Origin of the sequence: Streptomyces albiaxialis (assembly GCF_039530985.1) — a bacterium.
Classification (GTDB): domain Bacteria; phylum Actinomycetota; class Actinomycetes; order Streptomycetales; family Streptomycetaceae; genus Streptomyces; species Streptomyces albiaxialis.
This window is the reverse complement of sequence record NZ_BAAAPE010000012.1, coordinates 258955-278576: the sequence shown is the minus strand read 5'-3', so window position 1 is coordinate 278576 and position 19622 is coordinate 258955. Positions and strand designations below refer to the sequence as shown.

14 protein-coding genes and 2 tRNA genes are annotated in these 19622 nt (G+C 71.4%); 14 read left to right on the top strand and 2 right to left on the bottom strand.

Features of this window, described 5'->3' with window-relative positions; translation table 11 throughout:
- Positions 1–726: 726 nt before the first annotated feature.
- The 12 genes from dnaN (at position 727) to ABD343_RS23500 (ending at position 16469) form a co-directional block, all read left to right on the top strand.
- Positions 727–1857, top strand: a complete 1131-nt coding sequence (gene dnaN, locus ABD343_RS23555) for a DNA polymerase III subunit beta (protein WP_344531286.1) — start codon at positions 727–729, stop codon at positions 1855–1857.
- Positions 1858–1975: 118 nt separating this feature from the next.
- On the top strand, positions 1976–2866 hold the full coding sequence (gnd, locus tag ABD343_RS23550) for a phosphogluconate dehydrogenase (NAD(+)-dependent, decarboxylating) (protein ID WP_344531285.1): 891 nt from the start codon (positions 1976–1978) through the stop codon (positions 2864–2866).
- Between the two features lie 28 nt (positions 2867–2894).
- Entirely contained in the window at positions 2895–4019 is a 1125-nt protein-coding gene (recF, locus tag ABD343_RS23545) for a DNA replication/repair protein RecF (RefSeq protein WP_344531284.1), read from the top strand.
- An 85-nt stretch (positions 4020–4104) separates the two neighbouring features.
- A complete protein-coding gene (locus tag ABD343_RS23540; RefSeq protein WP_425578249.1) occupies positions 4105–4668 on the top strand; it encodes a DciA family protein in 564 nt (187 codons plus the stop codon).
- A 266-nt stretch (positions 4669–4934) separates the two neighbouring features.
- Positions 4935–7076 (top strand): DNA topoisomerase (ATP-hydrolyzing) subunit B, encoded by a 2142-nt coding sequence (gyrB, locus tag ABD343_RS23535; protein WP_344531283.1) that lies wholly within the window; start codon positions 4935–4937, stop codon positions 7074–7076.
- A gap of 54 nt (positions 7077–7130) precedes the next feature.
- Positions 7131–9758: a DNA gyrase subunit A gene (gyrA, locus tag ABD343_RS23530; protein ID WP_344531282.1), complete on the top strand. Its 2628-nt coding sequence runs from the start codon at positions 7131–7133 to the stop codon at positions 9756–9758.
- 9 nt (positions 9759–9767) lie between these two features.
- Entirely contained in the window at positions 9768–10349 is a 582-nt protein-coding gene (locus ABD343_RS23525; RefSeq protein WP_344531281.1) for a DUF3566 domain-containing protein, read from the top strand.
- Between the two features lie 106 nt (positions 10350–10455).
- Positions 10456–10529: transfer RNA gene (locus ABD343_RS23520), tRNA-Ile, on the top strand.
- A 91-nt stretch (positions 10530–10620) separates the two neighbouring features.
- Complete coding sequence (locus ABD343_RS23515; RefSeq protein WP_344531280.1) at positions 10621–12477, top strand: tetratricopeptide repeat protein; 1857 nt, start codon at positions 10621–10623, stop codon at positions 12475–12477.
- Positions 12478–12595: 118 nt separating this feature from the next.
- Complete coding sequence (locus ABD343_RS23510; protein WP_019356762.1) at positions 12596–12730, top strand: DLW-39 family protein; 135 nt, start codon at positions 12596–12598, stop codon at positions 12728–12730.
- 239 nt (positions 12731–12969) lie between these two features.
- Complete coding sequence (locus ABD343_RS23505; protein ID WP_344531279.1) at positions 12970–15015, top strand: vWA domain-containing protein; 2046 nt, start codon at positions 12970–12972, stop codon at positions 15013–15015.
- Positions 15009–16469: a hypothetical protein gene (locus tag ABD343_RS23500; RefSeq protein WP_344531278.1), complete on the top strand. Its 1461-nt coding sequence runs from the start codon at positions 15009–15011 to the stop codon at positions 16467–16469. Before ABD343_RS23505 ends, ABD343_RS23500 begins: the two co-directional genes overlap by 7 nt.
- Positions 16470–16477: 8 nt before the next feature.
- Here the strand turns inward: ABD343_RS23500 and ABD343_RS23495 are convergent, their stop codons facing one another.
- Both ABD343_RS23495 and ABD343_RS23490 read right to left on the bottom strand, forming a co-directional pair.
- Entirely contained in the window at positions 16478–17803 is a 1326-nt protein-coding gene (locus ABD343_RS23495) for a serine/threonine protein kinase (RefSeq protein WP_344531277.1), read from the bottom strand.
- A gap of 72 nt (positions 17804–17875) precedes the next feature.
- Positions 17876–18427 (bottom strand): helix-turn-helix domain-containing protein, encoded by a 552-nt coding sequence (locus ABD343_RS23490; protein ID WP_344531276.1) that lies wholly within the window; start codon positions 18425–18427, stop codon positions 17876–17878.
- A gap of 139 nt (positions 18428–18566) precedes the next feature.
- On the opposite strand from ABD343_RS23490, the gene ABD343_RS23485 reads away from it, so the two are divergent.
- Both ABD343_RS23485 and ABD343_RS23480 read left to right on the top strand, forming a co-directional pair.
- Positions 18567–18639, top strand: a tRNA-Ala gene (locus tag ABD343_RS23485).
- Between the two features lie 542 nt (positions 18640–19181).
- Positions 19182–19610, top strand: a complete 429-nt coding sequence (locus ABD343_RS23480; RefSeq protein WP_344531275.1) for an STAS domain-containing protein — start codon at positions 19182–19184, stop codon at positions 19608–19610.
- Positions 19611–19622 lie beyond the last annotated feature (12 nt).

Below are 19622 nucleotides of genomic sequence, written 5' to 3'. Positions count from 1 at the left end.
CTTTCGCTGTTCGAATCCGGGGGCGTGGAGGGCCCGAGTCCACAGGTCAGGGCCGTTTTCGACGTCCACACCCTGGGGACGCGAGGAGTTGTCCCAACGGTGTCCACAACTGGGCCGGACCAGGCATGATTTGCCGAGGTCAGATGGCTGTGCATTTGTGGGCGAGCGGCGTCCACAGGGTGTGGAGGGTGTCCGGGGCACGTATCAGGGACTCCGACTTGTCCACCGGCCGCCCACAGGCCAGGGGATCTTTTCCCCAGCTTCTCCACAGCTCTGTCCACTGTTCGGCAAGGCAACGCGCCCTCTCACCGGTACGAGTGAAAGCGGTCACACCAGGACGCTGGATTGGCCTGTGGGAAAGGTGGGTAAAACTGTGGGCGCGGCTGTGGGCAAGCCCCGCCGATCTGTGGGCGGACTGTGCAGAACTTTTCCCCGTCCACAGAAACCCCCTCTTCCTCCACCGCTCCACCCACAGGCTCGGTGGACAAAATTTGGGGTCTGAGCTGCGGAAATCGAGTTATCCACGGTTTCCACAAGCCCTACTACTACGACCACCTAGAGAGAGCCCGGGATTCGCTTCGAAGCGGGGCCTGTGCACAACTCGGCGTCGCGGCGTCCTACCCCGATCTCGACGAGTTGACCCGCACCCGCACCTCCTGTCAGTGCCGTGCGTCAGACTGGTGCCCGGCAAACGCAGCAAGAGGCGGCAGCAGGAGGCGGCTGAAGGTGAAGATCCGGGTAGAGCGCGATGTACTCGCGGAGGCGGTGGCCTGGGCGGCCAAGAGCCTCCCCGCCCGTCCGCCGGTGCCCGTCCTCGCGGGCCTCCTGCTGAAGGCGGAGGACGGCTCCCTGAGCCTCTCCGGCTTCGACTACGAGGTCTCGGCACGGGTCTCCGTAGAGGCGGAGGTCGAGGAGGACGGAACGGTCCTGGTGTCCGGCCGGCTTCTCGCCGACATCTGCCGGGCGCTCCCCAACAGGCCGGTGGAGATCTCCACGGACGGTGTGCGCGTGACCGTCGTGTGCGGCTCCTCGCGGTTCACACTCCACACCCTTCCTGTGGAGGAGTACCCGGCGCTGCCGGAGATGCCCACCGCCACCGGCACCGTGCCCGGCGAGGTCTTCGCCGCCGCGGCCCAGCAGGTGGCCATCGCGGCGGGCCGTGACGACACGCTGCCGGTGCTGACGGGTGTGCGGATCGAGATCGAGGGCGACACGGTCACGCTCGCGTCCACCGACCGCTACCGGTTCGCGGTGCGCGAGTTCCTGTGGAAGCCGGAGACGCCCGACGCGTCCGCGGTCGCCCTGGTCCCCGCCAAGACGCTGCTGGACACCGCGAAGTCCCTCAGCGGCGGTGACAACGTCACGCTGGCGCTCTCGGGCTCCGGCTCCGGCGAGGGCCTCATCGGCTTCGAGGGCGCGGGCCGCCGGACGACGACGCGGCTGCTGGAGGGCGACCTCCCGAAGTACCGGACCCTGTTCCCCACGGAGTTCAACTCGGTGGCGGTCATCGAGACCGCGCCGTTCGTCGAGGCCGTGAAGCGCGTGGCGCTGGTCGCCGAGCGGAACACCCCGGTGCGGCTCAGCTTCGAGCAGGGCGTGCTGACCCTGGAGGCCGGTTCGAGCGACGACGCACAGGCTGTGGAGCGCGTCGACGCGGAGCTGGAGGGCGACGACATCTCGATCGCCTTCAACCCGGGCTTCCTGCTGGAGGGCCTCTCCGCGATCGACTCGCCCTGGGCGCAGCTCTCGTTCACGACGTCGACGAAGCCCGCGCTGCTCAGCGGCAAGCCCGCGAAGGACACCGAGGCCGACGAGGCGTACAAGTACCTGATCATGCCCGTGCGGCTCTCCGGCTGAGCCTTGTCCGGCTCTCCGGCCGACCCCGGGTCGACGCCGTAGAAGGCCCGGCTCCGTCCAGGCGTAGGCTCGTGCGGGGGTACGAATCGCAACGAACTGCAATGAAGGGGCGCCACTGATGGAGCTGGGTCTTGTTGGTCTCGGCAAGATGGGCGGGAACATGCGCGAGCGCATCCGCCGTGGAGGCCACACGGTCATCGGCTATGACCGGAATCCCGACGTCGCGGATGTGCACAGCCTGGAAGAGCTGGTCAAGAGCCTGACGGGCCCGCGTGTGGTGTGGGTCATGGTGCCGGCGGGCGAGGCGACCCAGACGACCATCGACACGCTGGCCGAGCTGCTCTCCCCCGGCGACATCGTCGTGGACGGCGGGAACTCGCGCTGGACGGACGACGAGAAGCACGCCGGGGAGCTGGCGGCCAAGGGCATCGGCTTCGTGGACTGCGGCGTCTCGGGCGGCGTCTGGGGCCTGGAGAACGGCTACGCGCTGATGTACGGCGGTGACGCCGAGCACGTGGCCAAGGCGCAGCCGGTCTTCGACGCGCTGAAGCCGGAGGGCGAGTTCGGCTCCGTCCACGCGGGCAAGGTCGGCGCCGGCCACTTCGCGAAGATGGTCCACAACGGCATCGAGTACGCGATGATGCAGGCCTTCGCCGAGGGCTGGGAGCTGCTGGAGGCCGTCGACTCCGTCACGGACGTGCGCGAGGTCTTCCGCTCCTGGCAGGAGGGCACGGTCATCCGCTCCTGGCTGCTCGACCTGGCCGTCAAGGCGCTGGACAGCGACGAGCATCTGGAGAAGCTGCGCGGCGTCGCGGCCGACTCCGGCGAGGGCCGCTGGACCGTGGAGGCCGCGATCGACAACGCGGTGCCGCTGCCCGCGATCACCGCGTCCCTCTTCGCGCGGTTCACCTCTCAGCAGGAGGACTCGCCGCAGATGAAGATGGTGGCGGCGCTCCGCAACCAGTTCGGCGGGCACGCGGTCGAGGGCTCCACCGAAGCTACCAAGTAACCGATCACGGGGGAGGTCGGCGGCAGCCGTGCATGTGACGCATCTCTCGCTGGCCGACTTCCGGTCGTACGCCCGGGCCGAGGTCGCTCTCGACCCGGGCGTCACCGCGTTCATCGGCCCGAACGGGCAGGGCAAGACCAATCTGGTCGAGGCCGTGGGCTATCTGGCCAGCCTCGGCAGCCACCGGGTGTCCTCGGACGCCCCGCTGGTGCGGATGGGCGCCCAACGCGCGGTCGTACGGGCACAGGTGCGGCAGGGCGAGCGCCAGCAGCTCGTGGAGCTGGAGCTGAACCCGGGCAAGGCGAACCGGGCGCGGATCAACAGGTCCTCGCAGGTCAGACCCCGGGACGTGTTGGGGATCCTGCGCACCGTGCTGTTCGCGCCCGAGGACCTGGCGCTCGTGAAGGGCGATCCGGGCGAGCGGCGGCGCTTCCTGGACGAGATGGTGACGGCGCGCGCGCCCCGCATGGCGGGGGTGCGCGGGGACTACGAGCGCGTGCTGAAGCAGCGCAACACCCTGCTGAAGTCCGCGGCGATGGCCCGGCGGCACGGCGGCAAGGGCGTGGACCTCTCCACGCTGGACGTCTGGGACCAGCATCTGGCGCGCGCGGGCGCGGAGTTGCTGGCGCAGCGGCTGGACCTGATCGGGGTGCTGGCACCGCTGGCGGACAAGGCGTACGAGCGGCTGGCGCCGGGCGGCGGTCCGGTCGCGCTGGAGTACAGGGGCCCGGCCGGGGAGGGGACCGGCGGCTCCCGCGAGGAGCTGTACGGGCAGCTTCTCGCGGCGCTGGGCGAGGCGCGGAAGCAGGAGATCGAGCGGGGTGTGACGCTCGTCGGGCCGCACCGTGACGATCTCGTGCTGAAGCTGGGGGAGCTCCCGGCCAAGGGGTACGCGAGCCATGGCGAGTCGTGGTCGTATGCGCTCGCGCTCCGTCTCGCCTCGTACGAGCTGCTCAAGAGCGAGGGCCACGAGCCGGTGCTGGTGCTGGACGACGTCTTCGCGGAGCTGGACACGAAGCGCCGGGCGCGACTGGCGGAGCTGGTGGCGCACGGCGAGCAGGTCCTGGTGACGGCCGCGGTGGAGGAGGACGTGCCGGAACTGCTGGCGGGCGCGCGGTTCGCGGTGGCGGACGGGGAGGTGACGCGCCTGTGAGCGACGTCCGCGCGGCTGCCGGGCCGCAGGTGGCGACGATGCGCGCGGGGTGCCGTGTGGGCGGAGAAGCGAACGGGATGGCGCAGTGAGCGACGAGGCGTCGGCGAGCGCTCCCCAGTCCGGGGACGGGGAGCGGCCCGTGCCGCAGGCGAGCGGGGTGGATCTCGCGCGGGTGGCGCTGCGCGCGGCGAAGGAGCAGGCGAAGGCGCGGGGCGCGGCGGCGCAGCAGAAGCGGCAGGCCCGTCGCGGCGGGGGCCTGCGCTCCGGCGCGCGGCGCGACGGGCGGGACCCGATGTCACTGGGCGCGGCGGTGAACAGGCTGATCACGGAGCGGGGTTGGGAGACCCCGGCCGCCGTCGGCGGGGTGATGGGCCGCTGGCCGCAGCTCGTGGGCCCGGAGGTGGCGCAGCACTGCGAGCCGCAGCGGTACGACGAGGAGGAGCGGGTCCTGGTCGTGCGGTGCGACTCGACGGCGTGGGCGACGCAGTTGCGGCTGCTGGCCCCGAGGCTGGTGGCGCGGCTCAACGAGGACCTGGGCCAGGGCACCGTGAAGCTGATCAAGGTGCGGGGCCCGGAGGCGCCGCCGTCGCGCTTCGGTGGCCCGTTGCGCGCGCCGGGGAGCAAGGGCCCGGGCGACACCTACGGCTGAGCGCGGACCGGCAAGGGCCGGCGCCGGGCGCTGTCGCCGTTGTGCGCTGGTGAAACGGGTGGGGACCCGGTGGCGCTTTTCCCGGTTGCGGTGCGTTGACGGCCGGAAGCGCTGAGCGCCCGTGTGAGCCGCTTGGCCCCCCGGTCCAGATATGGGGAGTCGGTGGACGCCAGTTCAGGGCGGCACATGCGGACTCAGGCACCGCCAAAGCCCCATTCACGATGCCGACACAGGTACACTGGGCGGTAGCCGCATCGTTGCGGAACATGTCGAACGACGCAGCCGCTCCGCCAGCCCAGGAGACGGCCTGTGCTCTGTGCCAGAAAGGGCGCTTCGTGGCCGATTCCGGCGATCTCAACGAGAACGACAAGAACCAGTCCGCACACGGCGACGAAGCCGTGCCCGACGCCGTCGAGACCGCAGCGCCCGCTGGGGTGGAGGCCGCGGCGACGGGCGGGCACGAGGCACCGTCGTACGACGCGAGCGCGATCACGGTCCTGGAGGGCCTCGACGCGGTCCGCAAGCGGCCTGGGATGTACATCGGGTCGACGGGCGAGCGTGGTCTTCACCACCTCGTCCAGGAAGTCGTCGACAACTCCGTCGACGAGGCCATGGCCGGCCACGCGGACACGATCCACGTGACGCTGCTGGCCGACGGCGGCGTGCGCGTCGTCGACAACGGCCGCGGTATCCCGGTGGGCATCCACCCCGTCGAGAAGAAGCCGGCCGTCGAGGTCGTGCTCACGGTGCTGCACGCGGGCGGCAAGTTCGGCGGCGGCGGTTACGCGGTCTCGGGTGGTCTGCACGGCGTCGGCGTCTCCGTCGTGAACGCCCTGTCGACCAAGCTCGCCGTCGACATCAAGACCGACGGATACCGCTGGACGCAGGACTACAAGCTGGGGACGCCGACGGCCCCGCTGGAGAAGAACGAGGCGACGGACGAAACCGGAACGACTGTTACGTTCTGGGCTGATCCGGACATTTTCGAGACGACGGACTACTCGTTCGAGACCCTCGCCCGGCGCTTCCAGGAGATGGCCTTCCTCAACAAGGGCCTCACCATCACGCTCACCGACGAGCGCGCGGAGCACGTGGACGAGGAGGGCAAGCAGAACGCCGTCCGGTACCACTACGAGGGCGGCATCTCGGACTTCGTCCGCTACCTCAACTCCCGCAAGGGCGAGCTGGTCCACCCCACGGTGATCGACTTCGAGGCCGAGGACAAGGAGCGCATGCTCTCGGTCGAGATCGCGATGCAGTGGAACAACCAGTACAGCGAGGGGGTCTACTCCTTCGCGAACACGATCCACACGCACGAGGGCGGCACCCACGAGGAGGGCTTCCGCGCCGCGCTGACGGGCCTGATCAACAGGTACGCGCGCGACAAGAAGCTGCTGCGCGAGAAGGACGACAACCTCACGGGCGAGGACATCCGCGAGGGTCTCACCGCGATCATCTCGATCAAGCTCGGCGAGCCCCAGTTCGAGGGCCAGACGAAGACGAAGCTGGGCAACACGGAGGCGAAGACCTTCGTCCAGCGGATCGTCCACGAGCACCTGACCGACTGGCTCGACCGCAATCCGAACGAGGCCGCGGACATCATCCGCAAGGGCATCCAGGCCGCGACGGCCCGGGTGGCGGCCCGTAAGGCGCGCGACCTGACCCGCCGCAAGGGCCTGCTGGAGACGGCCTCGCTGCCGGGCAAGCTCAGCGACTGCCAGTCCAACGACCCGGCGAAGTGCGAGATCTTCATCGTCGAGGGCGACTCCGCGGGCGGCTCGGCCAAGTCCGGCCGCAACCCCGAGTTCCAGGCGATCCTCCCGATCCGCGGCAAGATCCTGAACGTGGAGAAGGCGCGGATCGACAAGGTCCTCCAGAACGCCGAGGTGCAGGCGCTGATCTCGGCGTTCGGCACGGGTGTGCACGAGGACTTCGACATCGAGAAGCTCCGCTATCACAAGATCATTCTGATGGCCGACGCCGATGTCGACGGCCAGCACATCAACACCCTGCTGCTGACGCTGCTCTTCCGCTTCATGCGGCCGCTGGTCGAGGCGGGGCACGTGTTCCTGTCGCAGCCGCCGCTCTACAAGATCAAGTGGGGCCGGGACGAGCACCAGTACGCGTACTCCGACCGCGAGCGCGACCAGCTCGTCCAGCTCGGCCGCGAGCAGGGCAAGCGGATGAGGGACGACTCGATCCAGCGGTTCAAGGGTCTGGGCGAGATGAACGCGGAGGAGCTGCGCATCACCACCATGGACCGCGACCAGCGGGTGCTGCGCCAGGTGACGCTGGACGACGCGGCGGCGGCCGACGACCTGTTCTCGATCCTGATGGGCGAGGACGTGGAGGCCCGGCGCTCGTTCATCCAGCGCAACGCCAAGGACGTCCGCTTCCTCGACATCTGATCGTCGGCCCGCACACCCGCACGCGCCGTACACACAGAAGGACTTGTTTCTCACATGGCCGACGAGACCCCTACCCCCGAGGGCTCCCCGGATCAGGAATCCCCGCTCGCCGACGCCCAGGTGGACACCGAGGCCGGTGCCCGCGTGGAGCCGGTGAGCCTTGAGACGGAGATGCAGCGCTCGTATCTCGACTACGCGATGAGCGTGATCGTGAGCCGTGCGCTTCCCGACATCCGCGACGGGCTCAAGCCGGTGCACCGGCGCGTGCTGTACGCGATGTACGACGGCGGGTACCGCCCGGAGAAGGGCTTCTACAAGTGCGCCCGCGTCGTCGGCGACGTCATGGGCACCTACCACCCGCACGGCGACAGCTCGATCTACGACGCCCTGGTCCGCCTCGCGCAGACCTGGTCGATGCGGATGCCGCTCGTCGACTCGAACGGCAACTTCGGCTCGCCGGGCAACGACCCGGCGGCGGCCATGCGGTACACCGAGTGCAAGATGGCGCCGCTGGCCATGGAGATGCTCCGGGACATCGACGAGGAGACCGTCGACTTCCAGGACAACTACGACGGCCGCAACCAGGAGCCGACGGTCCTCCCGGCGCGCTTCCCGAACCTGCTGATCAACGGCTCGGCGGGCATCGCGGTCGGCATGGCCACCAACATCCCGCCGCACAACCTCCGCGAGGTCGCGGCGGGCGCCCAGTGGTATCTCGACCACCCCGACGCGTCCAACGAGGAGCTGCTGGACGCGCTCATGGAGCGCATCAAGGGCCCGGACTTCCCCACCGGCGCCCTGGTCGTGGGCCGCAAGGGCATCGAGGAGGCCTACCGCACCGGGCGCGGCTCGATCACCATGCGCGCGGTCGTCGAGGTCGAGGAGATCCAGGGCCGCCAGTGCCTGGTCGTCACCGAGCTGCCGTACCAGGTCAACCCGGACAACCTCGCGCTGAAGATCGCCGACCTGGTGAAGGACGGCCGTGTCGGCGGCATCGCGGACGTACGGGACGAGACCTCGTCGCGCACGGGCCAGCGGCTGGTGATCGTCCTGAAGCGGGACGCGGTCGCCAAGGTCGTCCTCAACAACCTCTACAAGCACACCGACCTCCAGACGAACTTCGGCGCGAACATGCTCGCGCTGGTGGAGGGCGTGCCGCGCACCCTGTCGCTGGACGCGTTCATCCGGCACTGGGTCTCGCACCAGATCGACGTGATCGTGCGCCGTACGCGCTACCGGCTGCGGAAGGCCGAGGAGCGCGCCCACATCCTGCGCGGTCTGCTCAAGGCGCTCGACGCGATCGACGAGGTCATCGCGCTGATCCGGCGCAGCCAGACCGTCGAGGAGGCGCGTGAGGGCCTGATGGGCCTGCTCACGATCGACGAGATCCAGGCCAACGCGATCCTGGAGATGCAGCTCCGCCGCCTGGCCGCCCTGGAGCGGCAGAAGATCACCGCCGAGCACGACGAGCTGCAGGCGAAGATCGACGAGTACAACGCGATCCTCGCCTCCCCGGACCGCCAGCGGCAGATCATCGGCGAGGAACTGGCGCAGATCGTCGAGAAGTTCGGCGACGACCGCCGCACCAAGCTGATCCCCTTCGAGGGCGACATGTCCATCGAGGACCTGATCGCCGAGGAGGACATCGTCGTCACGATCACCCGTGGCGGCTATGTGAAGCGGACGAAGACCGACGACTACCGCGCCCAGAAGCGCGGCGGCAAGGGCGTGCGCGGCACGAAGCTGAAGGAAGACGACATCGTCGACCACTTCTTCGTCTCCACGACCCACCACTGGCTGCTGTTCTTCACGAACAAGGGCCGGGTCTACCGCGCGAAGGCGTACGAGCTGCCGGACGCCGGCCGGGACGCGCGCGGGCAGCACGTGGCGAACCTGCTGGCCTTCCAGCCGGACGAGGAGATCGCCGAGATCCTCGCCATCCGGGACTACGAGGCGGCGCCGTACCTGGTCCTCGCCACCAAGTCCGGGCTGGTCAAGAAGACCCCGCTGAAGGACTACGACTCGCCGCGCTCGGGCGGCGTCATCGCGATCAACCTCCGCGAGATGGACGACGGCCGCGACGACGAGCTGATCGGCGCCGAGCTGGTCTCGCCCGAGGACGATCTGCTGCTGGTCTCGAAGAAGGCCCAGTCGATCCGGTTCACCGCGACGGACGACTCGCTGCGCCCGATGGGGCGCGCGACCTCCGGCGTGAAGGGCATGAGCTTCCGCGAGGACGACGAACTGCTCTCGATGAATGTGGTCCGGGCGGGTACGTTCTTGTTCACGGCCACCGACGGCGGGTACGCCAAGCGGACCGACATGGACGACTACCGCGTCCAGGGCCGCGGCGGGCTCGGCATCAAGGCCGCGAAGATCGTCGAGGATCGCGGGTCGCTCGTGGGCGCGCTGGTGGTGGAGGAGTCGGACGAGATCCTCGCCATCACCCTCGGCGGCGGTGTGATCCGTACGCGGGTCAGCGAGGTCAGGGAGACCGGTCGTGACACCATGGGCGTCCAACTGATCAACCTGGGGAAGAAGGACGCGGTGGTCGGCGTCGCGCGGAACGCCGAGGCCGGTCGAGAGGCCGAGGAAGTGGAGGCGGCGGCGGGACCCGGCGAGGAGCCGGACGCGCCGGAGGGCACCGCGCCGGAGGACCCCCAGGACCCCCAGGACGACTAGGAGCAGGGCGTGAGTGGTGCTCAGCCTCAGCCGCAGGCACAGCCCCAGCCGAAGTCTCAGCGGAAGTCACAGCCGAAGTCACAGGCGCAGCCGCAGCCCGAGCCCCAGCCGCACCGACCGCCGCAGGCGTACCCGGCTCCGCCGGAGGGCGGGGACGACGGCTCGGGCGCGGCCCGGCGGCCCCGCACGGGCGCCGGGAACGGGGCCCGTACGGTCCCGCGCACGCGGAAGGCGCGGCTGCGGGTGGCCAAGGCCGACCCCTGGTCCGTGATGAAGGTCAGCTTCCTGCTGTCGGTCGCGCTGGGGCTGTGCACCGTGGTGGCCGTCGCGGTGCTGTGGATGGTCATGGACGCGATGGGCGTCTTCTCGACCATCGGCGGCACCGTGAGCGAGGCGACGAGCGCCGAGGGCAGCGGCGGATTCGACCTGGAGTCGTTCCTGTCGCTGCCGCGCGTGCTGCTCTTCACCTCGGTCATCGCGGTCATCAACATGGTCCTCGCGACGGCGCTCGCCACCCTGGGCGCCTTCATCTACAACCTCTCGGCGGGCTTCGTGGGCGGCGTCGAGCTGACCCTCGCCGAGGACGAGTAGGCCCTCCCCGGAACCCTCTCGGGAACCCTCCCGAAGACCCCTGTCACGCCGCTCGGAATGCGATTTGGGGCACGGCCTGAAGTGCGCTAATCTTTCCGTGCAGCGCGCGGCTATAGCTCAGACGGTTAGAGCGCTTCCCTGATAAGGAAGAGGCCCCAGGTTCAAGTCCTGGTAGCCGCACAGCACAGGGAAAGGCCCCCGGTTCGTTCAGAGCCGGGGGCCTTTCGCGTTGCGCTCACTAAGCTGGGCCTCCTTCGGCAGGGGGAGGGCGATGGGCGCGGAGCGGGAGGGCGGGAGCACCGAGAACGCCGTTTCCGGCGGGCAGGTCGAGGGCGTGCTGATGGGCCGGGACTTCCTGGGGCCCGTGACCGTGACGACCGGTGGGCGGCGGATCCCGGCGTATCTGCGGGACCCCGGGCGCTGGCCGGTGGCCGGGAGCTGGGGTGCGCTGGCGGCGGGCGCGCACCGGGCGCGGCCGGACCGGAACGGGGACGCCGTGCCGCCGTACGTGGAGCGGGACGCGGACGGGGAGCTGCGGGAGCGGCTGGCCGCGGCGGCGCGGGACGGGGGATTCGTGCTGCTCGTCGGCGAGTCGACGGCGGGCAAGACGCGGGCCGCGTTCGAGGCGCTGGCCGCGGCGTTGCCCGGGCACCGGGTGCTGGCCCCGTCGAAGGGCGCCGATCTGCCGCTGGGCCTGGAGGTGGCCGAGCGGGGCGGCGTGCGGTGCGTGGTGTGGCTGGACGACGTGGAGCGGTATCTGGGCCCCGAGGGGCTGGAGCCCGCGCTGCTGGCGGAGCTGGAGCGGCTGCGGATGCCGGTGCTGGCCACGATGCGGCACCAGCAGTACGAGACGTATGCCGCGGCCCCCGAGGGCGCGGGCGGCGACGGGCCGCAGGCCGAGGCGATGGACGCGGGCGCGCGCGTCCTCAAGCAGATCGAGCCCGTCGAGATCGGGCGGGTGTGGAGCCGGGGCGAGCTGGCGCGGGCCGAGGAGAGCGACGACGAGCGCCTCGCGGACGCGCTGACGCACCACGGCCCGTACGGGATCGCGGAGTACCTCGCGGCGGGGCCCGTACTGCTGCGCGAGTGGCGGCGGGCCGCGCGGCCCGGCGGGCACCCCCGTGCCGCCGCGCTCGTCGCCGCGGCCGTGGACCTGGCGCGTACGGGGCTGCGGCCGCCGTTCCCGCGCGCGCTGCTCGCGGAGGCGCACGAGGGCTATCTGCGCGCCGCCGGCGGCCCCCTGCTGCGGCCCGAACCCCTGGACGACGCCGTGGAGTGGGCCTGCCGCTACCGGCACGGGGTGACCAGCATGCTCGTGCCGACCGAGGACCCGGACGCGTGGGACGTCTTCGACTATCTCGTCGACCACACCCGCACGGACGTTCCCGAGCCGACCTGGCGCCTCGCGCTGCGGAACGTCGCCGATGCCGAGGAGTGCTCCACCGTCGCCGTCCACGCCCGCAGGGCCGGGTCCCCGGTGGCCGAGGACGCCTACCGGCAGGCCGTCGAGGGCGGTTCGACCGGCGCCATGAACGGCCTGGGCGTGATGCTCGCGACGGCGGGGCGCGCGGAGGAGGCCGAGGCCCTGTTCCGCCGTGCCGCCGAGGAGGGCGGGCAGGGGGAGGTCCGCGCGGTCTTCAACCTCGGTGTGCTGCACCGGGAGGCGGGGCGCGTGGACGAGGCGGAGGCCGCGTACCGGCGGGCCGCCGAGGCCGGGCACTCGAAGGCCATGAACAACCTGGGGACGCTGCTGAGGCTGTCCGGGCGCCTGGACGAGGCGGAGGTCTGGTTCCGGCGGGCGGCCCGCGAGGGGCACGCCAAGTCCCACTACAACCTGGGCAATCTGCTCAGGAGCACGGGCCGCAGGGACGAGGCGGAGGCCGCGTACCGGGAGGCGGCGGGGAACGGGCACGCGAAGGCGATGCTCAACCTCGGTGTGCTGCTGCGGAGGTCGGGCCGTACGGAGGAGGCGGAGCTGTTCCTGCGGCGGGCCGCGCTGGCCGGGGACACCAAGGCCGTGAACACCCTGGCCGAACTGCTGCGGGAGACGGGGCGCACGGACGAGCCCGAGGACTGGGGGTCCGAGGGGGAGCCGGAGGCGGGCGGCGGACAGTGGGGGGACGGGTGACGGGCCCCACGTACGCCGGGTGTCGAACCGGGTATACGCACCGCTTTGTGTCAGAGGGTGGTTGGGTATCATCGGGCGCCAGAGAGGTCCCAACGTCAAAGAAGGACGAGGTAGCGCGGTGAAGAAGCTTTTCCTGGTCGCACTGGCCGCCATCGGCGGCCTCCTCGTGTACCGCCAGATCCAGGCGGACCGCGCCGAGCAGGATCTGTGGACGGAGGCGACCGACTCCGTGCCCGCAGGTTCGGGTGTGTGAAGCTCAGCTCAGCGAAAGCGTGCCGATGAGGCCCCAGCCGTCAGAGCGGCTGGGGCCTCATTGTGTGCCGGATTGCGTGCCGGTTTGCGCGCCGGTTTGAGTGCCGGGGCGGCCCGTTCCGTCGTTGCCGTTCCGTGACAGCTAAGCGCTTGAGTGTGCTTGTGCAAATCCTCTACGGTCGGAGTCGATGCCGCCGACAGAGTGCCGACCCGGAGTCGGCCGAGGGGGGACGACGCGACATGGCACGACTACACAGGCACGCAGCAGGGGCGTTGCTCGCCGGGCTGGCGTTGCTGCCGGCCGCGGCGCCCCCGGCGCTGGCGGCGGAAGTCCGCGCTCCGGGGGAGGCGGTGAACGTTGCCCGGAGCAATTCGGGTAAAGCGGCCGGATCGCTGGTGATGGTGCTGGACTCCTCGGGGTCCATGGCCGACGACGACGGCTCGGGATCGACCCGTATCGCCTCCGCGCGCAAGGCCGTCGGGACCGTCGCCGACAGCCTGCCCGACGGGTACCCGACCGGACTGCGCGTCTACGGCGCGGACAAGGCGCGCGGCTGCACCGACACCCGGCTCGCCGAGCCCGTGCGGCCGCTGGACCGCACGGCGTTGAAGAAGGCCGTCGCGGGTGTGAAGCCCAAGGGCGACACCCCTATCGGCTACTCGCTGCGGAAGGCGGCCCGGGACCTGCCTCAGACGCCGCGCGGCGCGATCGGGCAGCGCACGATCCTGCTGATCTCCGACGGCGAGGACAACTGCGGCGCTCCCCCGCCCTGCGAGGTCGCCAGGTCCCTCGCGGAGAAGGGCATCGACCTGCGCATCGACGCCATCGGCTTCCAGGTGCGCGGCAAGGCGCGCAAGCAGCTCGAATGCGTGGCGGGCGCGGGCAAGGGCCACTACTACGACGCGCCCGACGCCAAGGCCCTCGCCCGTCAGCTCCAGCGCGCGGGCCGGCTCTCCGCCGACGGCTACCGCTTCAAGGGCGAGCGCGTCACGGGCGGCCTCAAGCAGGGCTCGGCGGCGCCGCTGGGCGACGACTCCGGGCCGGCCGACTCCGGGCGGACCGGCTCCGGGCCGACCCCCTCCGGGCAGTACGTCGACACCATCGGCCCCGGCGAGAAGCGCTACTACCGGGTCGAGATGGACAAGGGTTCGACCACCAACTTCTCCGCGACGGGCGTGCCGCAGCCCGGCTCCGCCGTGGACTCGCTCGACGGCCTGCGCACCGAGATCCTCGCGCCCGGCGACACCACGCCCTGCGAATCGGACACCACCCACTTCTCGCAGAGCGAGGGCGGCGTGCCCCTCGTCTCCTCCTCCAGCCGCATCCCGGGCGACGAGGGGACGACCGGCGGCACCTGCGACCGGGGCCCGGGCCGGTACCTGCTGGCCGTCGAGCGCACCAGCAAGAAGAGCTCGGACTCGGCACGCTGGCCGCTCGAACTCTCGTACACGGTCGAGAAGCCGCTCAAGAAGGGCGTCACGCCCGCGCAGTCCACGCCCGAACTCGGCGCCGCCGGTGAGGACGCGAGCCTGCCGCAGGGCACCCCGCGCAAGGTCACGGGCGGCACGGGCTTCAACGACGCGAGGCCCGTGAGCACCGGCGTGTGGCGGGACAAGCTGCTGCCCTCGCAGACGCTCTGGTACAAGGTCCCGGTCGGCTGGGGCCAGCAGGTGCGCTACGACGTGGAGTTCAGCAACGAGCCCACGGCGGACGAGTACAGCTCCGGCTTCACCCGTATCGCCACGCGGGCCTACGGGCCGAGCAGGCAGCCGCTCTCCGACGAGCTGTCCGGCACCGGCACGTACACCGGCAAGCCCGACAAGATCTCGGCCGGTACGCCGCCCGTCTCCTGGACCAACCGCTGGGAGAGCGCCACCCGGGCCAAGCCCGTGCACGCGGCGGGCGACTACTACATCGCGGTCACCCTCGGCGCCGACGCCGCGCGGATCGCGGAGAACCCGGACGTCGGCGTGACCCTGCGCCTCGACGTCAAGGGCGAGGCGAAGAGCGGCCCGCAGCACAACGCGCCCGCGGCGAAGGCGGGCGCGGACGGCGGCGGGAGCGGCGGCGCGGACAGTACGGCACCTCGCGCGGACAAGGACGGCGACGGCGGTGCAGGATGGAGCGGCGCACAGGTCGCAGCCGTCGCGGGAGGCACGGGCGTAGTGCTGCTGGCCGGGCTCGGGCTCTGGTACGTCCTCGCCCGGCGCGGCGGCGGAGGCGGAGGCGGAGGCCGGGCCGGCGGCCCGAGCGGATGGGAACAGACGAGGGGCGGGGAATGGTGAAGCGGCCGACGAACGTACGGAGAGCGCGCACGGCGCTCACGGTGACGGCCGCGCTCGCCGTCCTCGCCGCCCTCCCCGGCACCGGATGGGCGGCGCCCGGGGACGGGCTCCCCGCGTACGCGTTCGCCGACGACGCCGAGCCCGTCAAGGGCACCGCGAGCAGCGGCGACGGGCCGACGCTGAAGCCGGGGACGTACAGGGACACGATCAAGCGCGGTCAGAAGAAGTACTACGCGGTGAATCTCGACGCGAAGACCTCCGCGTGGTTCTCCGCCGTCGCCGCGCCGAAGCCCGGCGCCAAGGTCGCGCGGTACGGCGAGGGCCTGGAGATCTCGCTCAAGACGGTGGACGGCGACGAGTGCGGCAACGGCCCGGCGTCGGGGGAGTTCGGCGGGGGCGGCCACGCCTACCCGGTCGCCACCGGCGTCGAGCGCCACATCACCGGCGAGGACGACGCCTGCGACGCGAAGGGCCCCTACCTGCTCTCGGTCTCCCGCAAGGGCTCGGGCACCTCCGACCCCGCCGAGTGGCCGGTGGAGCTGTCGTACAAGGAGGAGCCGCCGGTCAAGGGCACCAGGCCCGCCGCGCCCGCCGACATCGGACTGCCGGAGGACGACGAGGTCCCGGTGCCGTCCGTCAGCGGTGGCAAGAAGCAGGCGAAGGGCGGCACGGGCTTCAACGACGCCGGGGCGGTCGACTCCGGCCTGTGGAAGGACCGCGCCGTCCCCGGCGAGACCCGCTTCTACCGGGTGCCCGTCGACTGGGGCCAGCAGGTGCACGCCAGCGTGGAGCTGGGCAGCTCGGGGCGGGGCGGCAAGTTCCCGCAGTCGGTCTACAACGCGGTCGGCGCGGTCGTCTACAACCCGGCGCGCGCCCCGCTCGACGACCCGGCCTTCGGCGACTACACCAAGGAGACGGCCGCCCTCCCGCTGCTCACCCCGAGGGTCGACTACGGCAACCGCTACGGCGACGACGCCCCCGCCGCCTCCGCGGCGGGCTGGCACTACCTCGCGGTGACGGTCTCCCCCGAGCTGGCCCAGAAGTACTTCCCCGGAGGCAAGAAGGTGCCGCTGACGCTGCGCGTCGACGTCAAGGGCACGGCCAAGAAGGCCCCGGCGTACGACGGGGACGCGCGGGAGGCGGGCTTCGGCGTCACCGACGAGGACCGCGACCAGGCCGCCAAGGGACAGACCGCCGCCGAGGCGGCGGAGGGCGACGACTCGAAGAAGCTGCTCGCCTTCGCGGGCATCGGCGCGGGCGCCGCCCTGCTGCTCGGGCTCGGCGTCTGGACGCTCGTCGCCCGCCGCCGCGCGGCGGCCACGCCCCTGGCGCCGCCGCCCCCGCCGCCGGGCTACGGGTATCCGCAGCAGCACCAGCAGCACCAGCAGCACCAGCCGCACCAGCAGCCGCAGCAGACCCAGCCGCAGCAGTACCAGCAGGGCGGCTGGCAGTAGTACCTACGTCACATGCCCAGCAGCGCCCAGACGCCGATGCCGAGGCAGACGAGCGCGACGACCAGCACCGGGACCGCGACCTTCGGGGGCGGTCCCGGTCTGCGTACGGGCGCGGACGCGGGCGCGGGCGCCGGAACCGGCGCGGGCGCGTAGTTCTGCGGGGGAGCCCCGTACGGCATCGGCGCGTTCGGCTGCGGCCCGTTCGGCTCTGGGGGAGGGCCCGCCTGGACGCCGGTGTACGGCATGGTGCCGCCCGACGGCGAGGGGGTCGGTGTCGATGTCGGCGTCGGTGTCGGCGGCGTACCGGGCTGCTCGGGCTGCGGCCCGGCGGGCGCCTCGGGCGCCGGTGCGGCCTGCGGGGGCGGGAGGTGGAAGCTCCCCGTGTCCGAGGGCGGCGGGACGGACGGTGCCGGTCCGGCGCCCGTGCCGTCCCCGTGGCCCCGCGCGGCCGTACGGAGCGGGCCGTCGGGGCCGAACCCCTCGGGCAGCGGCCCCAGATGGTCGAAGACCTCGACGACCTCCTGCTCCAGCGTCGCGTCCGTGCTGAGCAGCTCCGCCGTGCTCGCGAGCGCCTTGCGCGCGCCCGTGGCCGTACGGAAACGGGCCTGCGGGTCGGGCTGGAGGAGCTGGCCGAGGACCTGCCACATCGGCTCCGACACCCCCTCGGGGGCGTCCGGCATCCCGTGCTCGTACTCCGCGAACAGCGCCTGGGAATCCGGCTTCTGGCCGGTCAGGAGGTAGAGCCCCACCAGGCCGACCGCGTAGAGGTCGGCGGTGAAGTCGGGCTCGGCGCCCATCATCTGCTCGGGCGCGAAGTAACCGGGCGTGCCCACGACGTAGTTGGTCTCCGTCAGCCGTGGCTCGCCCTTGCGCATGGAGATGCCGAAGTCCGACAGCCGCAGATGCGGCCTGCCCGTTCCGGTGGGCTCCAGCAGGATGTTGGCGGGCTTGATGTCGCGGTGGACGACGTCCTCGGCGTGCACGGCGGTCAGGCCGGCCAGGAGCTGGTCGAGCAGCGTGCACACGAAGGTGGGCGGCAGCGGGCCGTAGTCGCCGATGAGATGGGCCAGCGAGCCGCCGCTGACGAGGTCCATGGTGAACAGGACCTTGTCGTCGTCGGCAGCCCAGCTCGCGGGGGCGAGCACGTGCGGATGATCGATGCGCAGGGCCTGTTCGCGGACGAAGCGCAGCAGCGTGTGCGCGTCGCTCTGCTGGAGGACCTTGGCCGCGACGTACCGGCCGCGCTTGTGGTCCCACGACCGCCAGACCGCGCCGACGCCGCCTCGGCCGATCGGATCGACCAGTTCGTACCGCCCGGCGAAGATCTCTCCCATGGCGCTGTGCCTGCCCCCTGCTTGTCCCTGCTCGCCGCCGTGGACCGGCGGACCGGTCCTGATCGGCTCTGATCAGCTCTGGTGCGCTTCGTAGTGCTTGACGGCGTCCGCCGTGCGTCCCGCGCCGTAGACCCTCAGGAACTCTGCCAGTTCCGGGTGCGTGGGGGCGAGTGCGGACGAGGCCTCGATGATGTCCGCCGCGTCGGAGACCGAGCGCAGCAGGGCCTGGATCTCGCGGACGACGCGCTTGACGGGGGTCTGGGAGGCGCCGGAGGAGGCGGTCTGCGAGGTGTTGTTGAGCACGCTGCCGCCCGCCGTGCGGCGGATCTCGTCCATCCGGTTCGTGGCGTCCCCCGCGCTCACGTCGCCGCGCGCGACCTCGGCCGCCAGCTCCTGGAGCGCCTGCACCCGCTGGACGACCGCGGGGTTGCCGATCTTCGCCCGCTGGCCGCTCATGAGCTGCGACAGCATCGGCGCGGACAGCCCCAGCACGGTCGCGAGCCGGGCCTGGTTGAGTCCCAGGTCCTCGATCAGCCGCCGGAAGAGGGTCCCCAACGGCTCTCCGTACCATTGGCTCTGAAGCTCCCGCGCTTTCGCGGTGGCTTCTTGCTGAGCTGCGTCCATCACGTCTCCCCTGGTCCCTCTGGGCCCTCTCCATCGGCTTCGCTGGCGCGAACTTGCCGTGCATCCTACGGAGGGTGACGGGGGCGGGGCGATACCCGGTCGGAATTCGTCTGCCGCAACAGGTACCCTGGTGCCCGACGGGGCCATAGCTCAGTTGGTAGAGCGCTGTCTTTGCATGGCAGATGTCAGGGGTTCGACTCCCCTTGGCTCCACCCTTCACACCCCACCTGACCTGCGGGAACGCGATCGGGTGGGGTTTTTTGCGCGCACCGGCGGGGACCGGGGCACGCCTCCGGAAGCGCGTCCCCGGGGGCCGTGACGATCCCGCCGCACGGCCTCGACCTGTCCGGATCCCGCCGTCCCGCACGGCGCATGTAGTGATCAACGCGCGTGCGGTGCCGGGGCGTTGCCGTCCTCCCCGGGCCCGGTGCGGCCGACGGGCGCGACGACGGAACTGGCCGCTCCGGGGCGTGCGGCCCGTGGAGCGGGCGGCTCCGGAGCCCCCGTACCGGCGCCTTCGGGAGGGCGCGCGGGCGCGTTGGCGGGAGTGAAGCGGTCATGACCCCCGGGGTGTCGCGATCACGAACCGGCTGTATCCGCAAGCTATATCCCTCATTCTCACTCGATCGAGTGAGAGGCCTTGGTGGGTACCCGAGGGACTTGACGGCGGCTGCCTATGCTTACGGGCCGACTTCCCGGACCCCGAAGATCGCCACAGCCGCCACAGGACACCTAGGTCACCAAGGTCATAGTCATGGCACCGATGGCACGAGACATGGACGAGAGGGGATGCTCCCTGTCCTGGCCGGATGACAGCCCGGGAGGCACGGTCCTGGCCCGGACGACCCGGGAGCGGACCGTTGTCGAGCTGCACGGGGAGATCGACCTCGCCGTCGTGCTCGCGACGACCCCGCAGCTCTACGCACTGACCGTCGCCGCCGTCCCGGTGCTCGTCGCCGATCTGCGCGCGGTCACCTTCATCGACTGCAGCGGCCTGGCCATGCTGGTCGACGTGCGGTCCCGGGTGCTCGCGGGCGGGGGCGAGTTCACGATGGTCTGCGCGGACCCGAAGGTGCTGCGCCTGCTGAAGATCACCGGCCTGACCTCGGTCCTCGCGCCCGTCCCCGAGCTGACGGAGGACACCGGGCACGGCACCGGCACGGGGGTGGGGCGGGAGGCCTGAGACCTCCCGCCC

What these genes read in the sequence shown, in the direction of transcription:
- gnd (WP_344531285.1), top strand. Translation starts at nt 1,976, where the DNA reads ATGGAGCTGGGTCTTGTTGGTCTCGGCAAGATGGGCGGGAACATGCGC.
- gyrB (WP_344531283.1), top strand. Translation starts at nt 4,935, where the DNA reads ATGTCGAACGACGCAGCCGCTCCGCCAGCCCAGGAGACGGCCTGTGCT.
- gyrA (WP_344531282.1), top strand. Translation starts at nt 7,131, where the DNA reads ATGGCCGACGAGACCCCTACCCCCGAGGGCTCCCCGGATCAGGAATCC.
- ABD343_RS23515 (WP_344531280.1), top strand. Translation starts at nt 10,621, where the DNA reads ATGGGCGCGGAGCGGGAGGGCGGGAGCACCGAGAACGCCGTTTCCGGC.
- ABD343_RS23505 (WP_344531279.1), top strand. Translation starts at nt 12,970, where the DNA reads ATGGCACGACTACACAGGCACGCAGCAGGGGCGTTGCTCGCCGGGCTG.
- ABD343_RS23500 (WP_344531278.1), top strand. Translation starts at nt 15,009, where the DNA reads ATGGTGAAGCGGCCGACGAACGTACGGAGAGCGCGCACGGCGCTCACG.
- ABD343_RS23495 (WP_344531277.1), bottom strand. Translation starts at nt 17,803, where the DNA reads ATGGGAGAGATCTTCGCCGGGCGGTACGAACTGGTCGATCCGATCGGC.
- ABD343_RS23490 (WP_344531276.1), bottom strand. Translation starts at nt 18,427, where the DNA reads ATGGACGCAGCTCAGCAAGAAGCCACCGCGAAAGCGCGGGAGCTTCAG.
- ABD343_RS23480 (WP_344531275.1), top strand. Translation starts at nt 19,182, where the DNA reads ATGGCACCGATGGCACGAGACATGGACGAGAGGGGATGCTCCCTGTCC.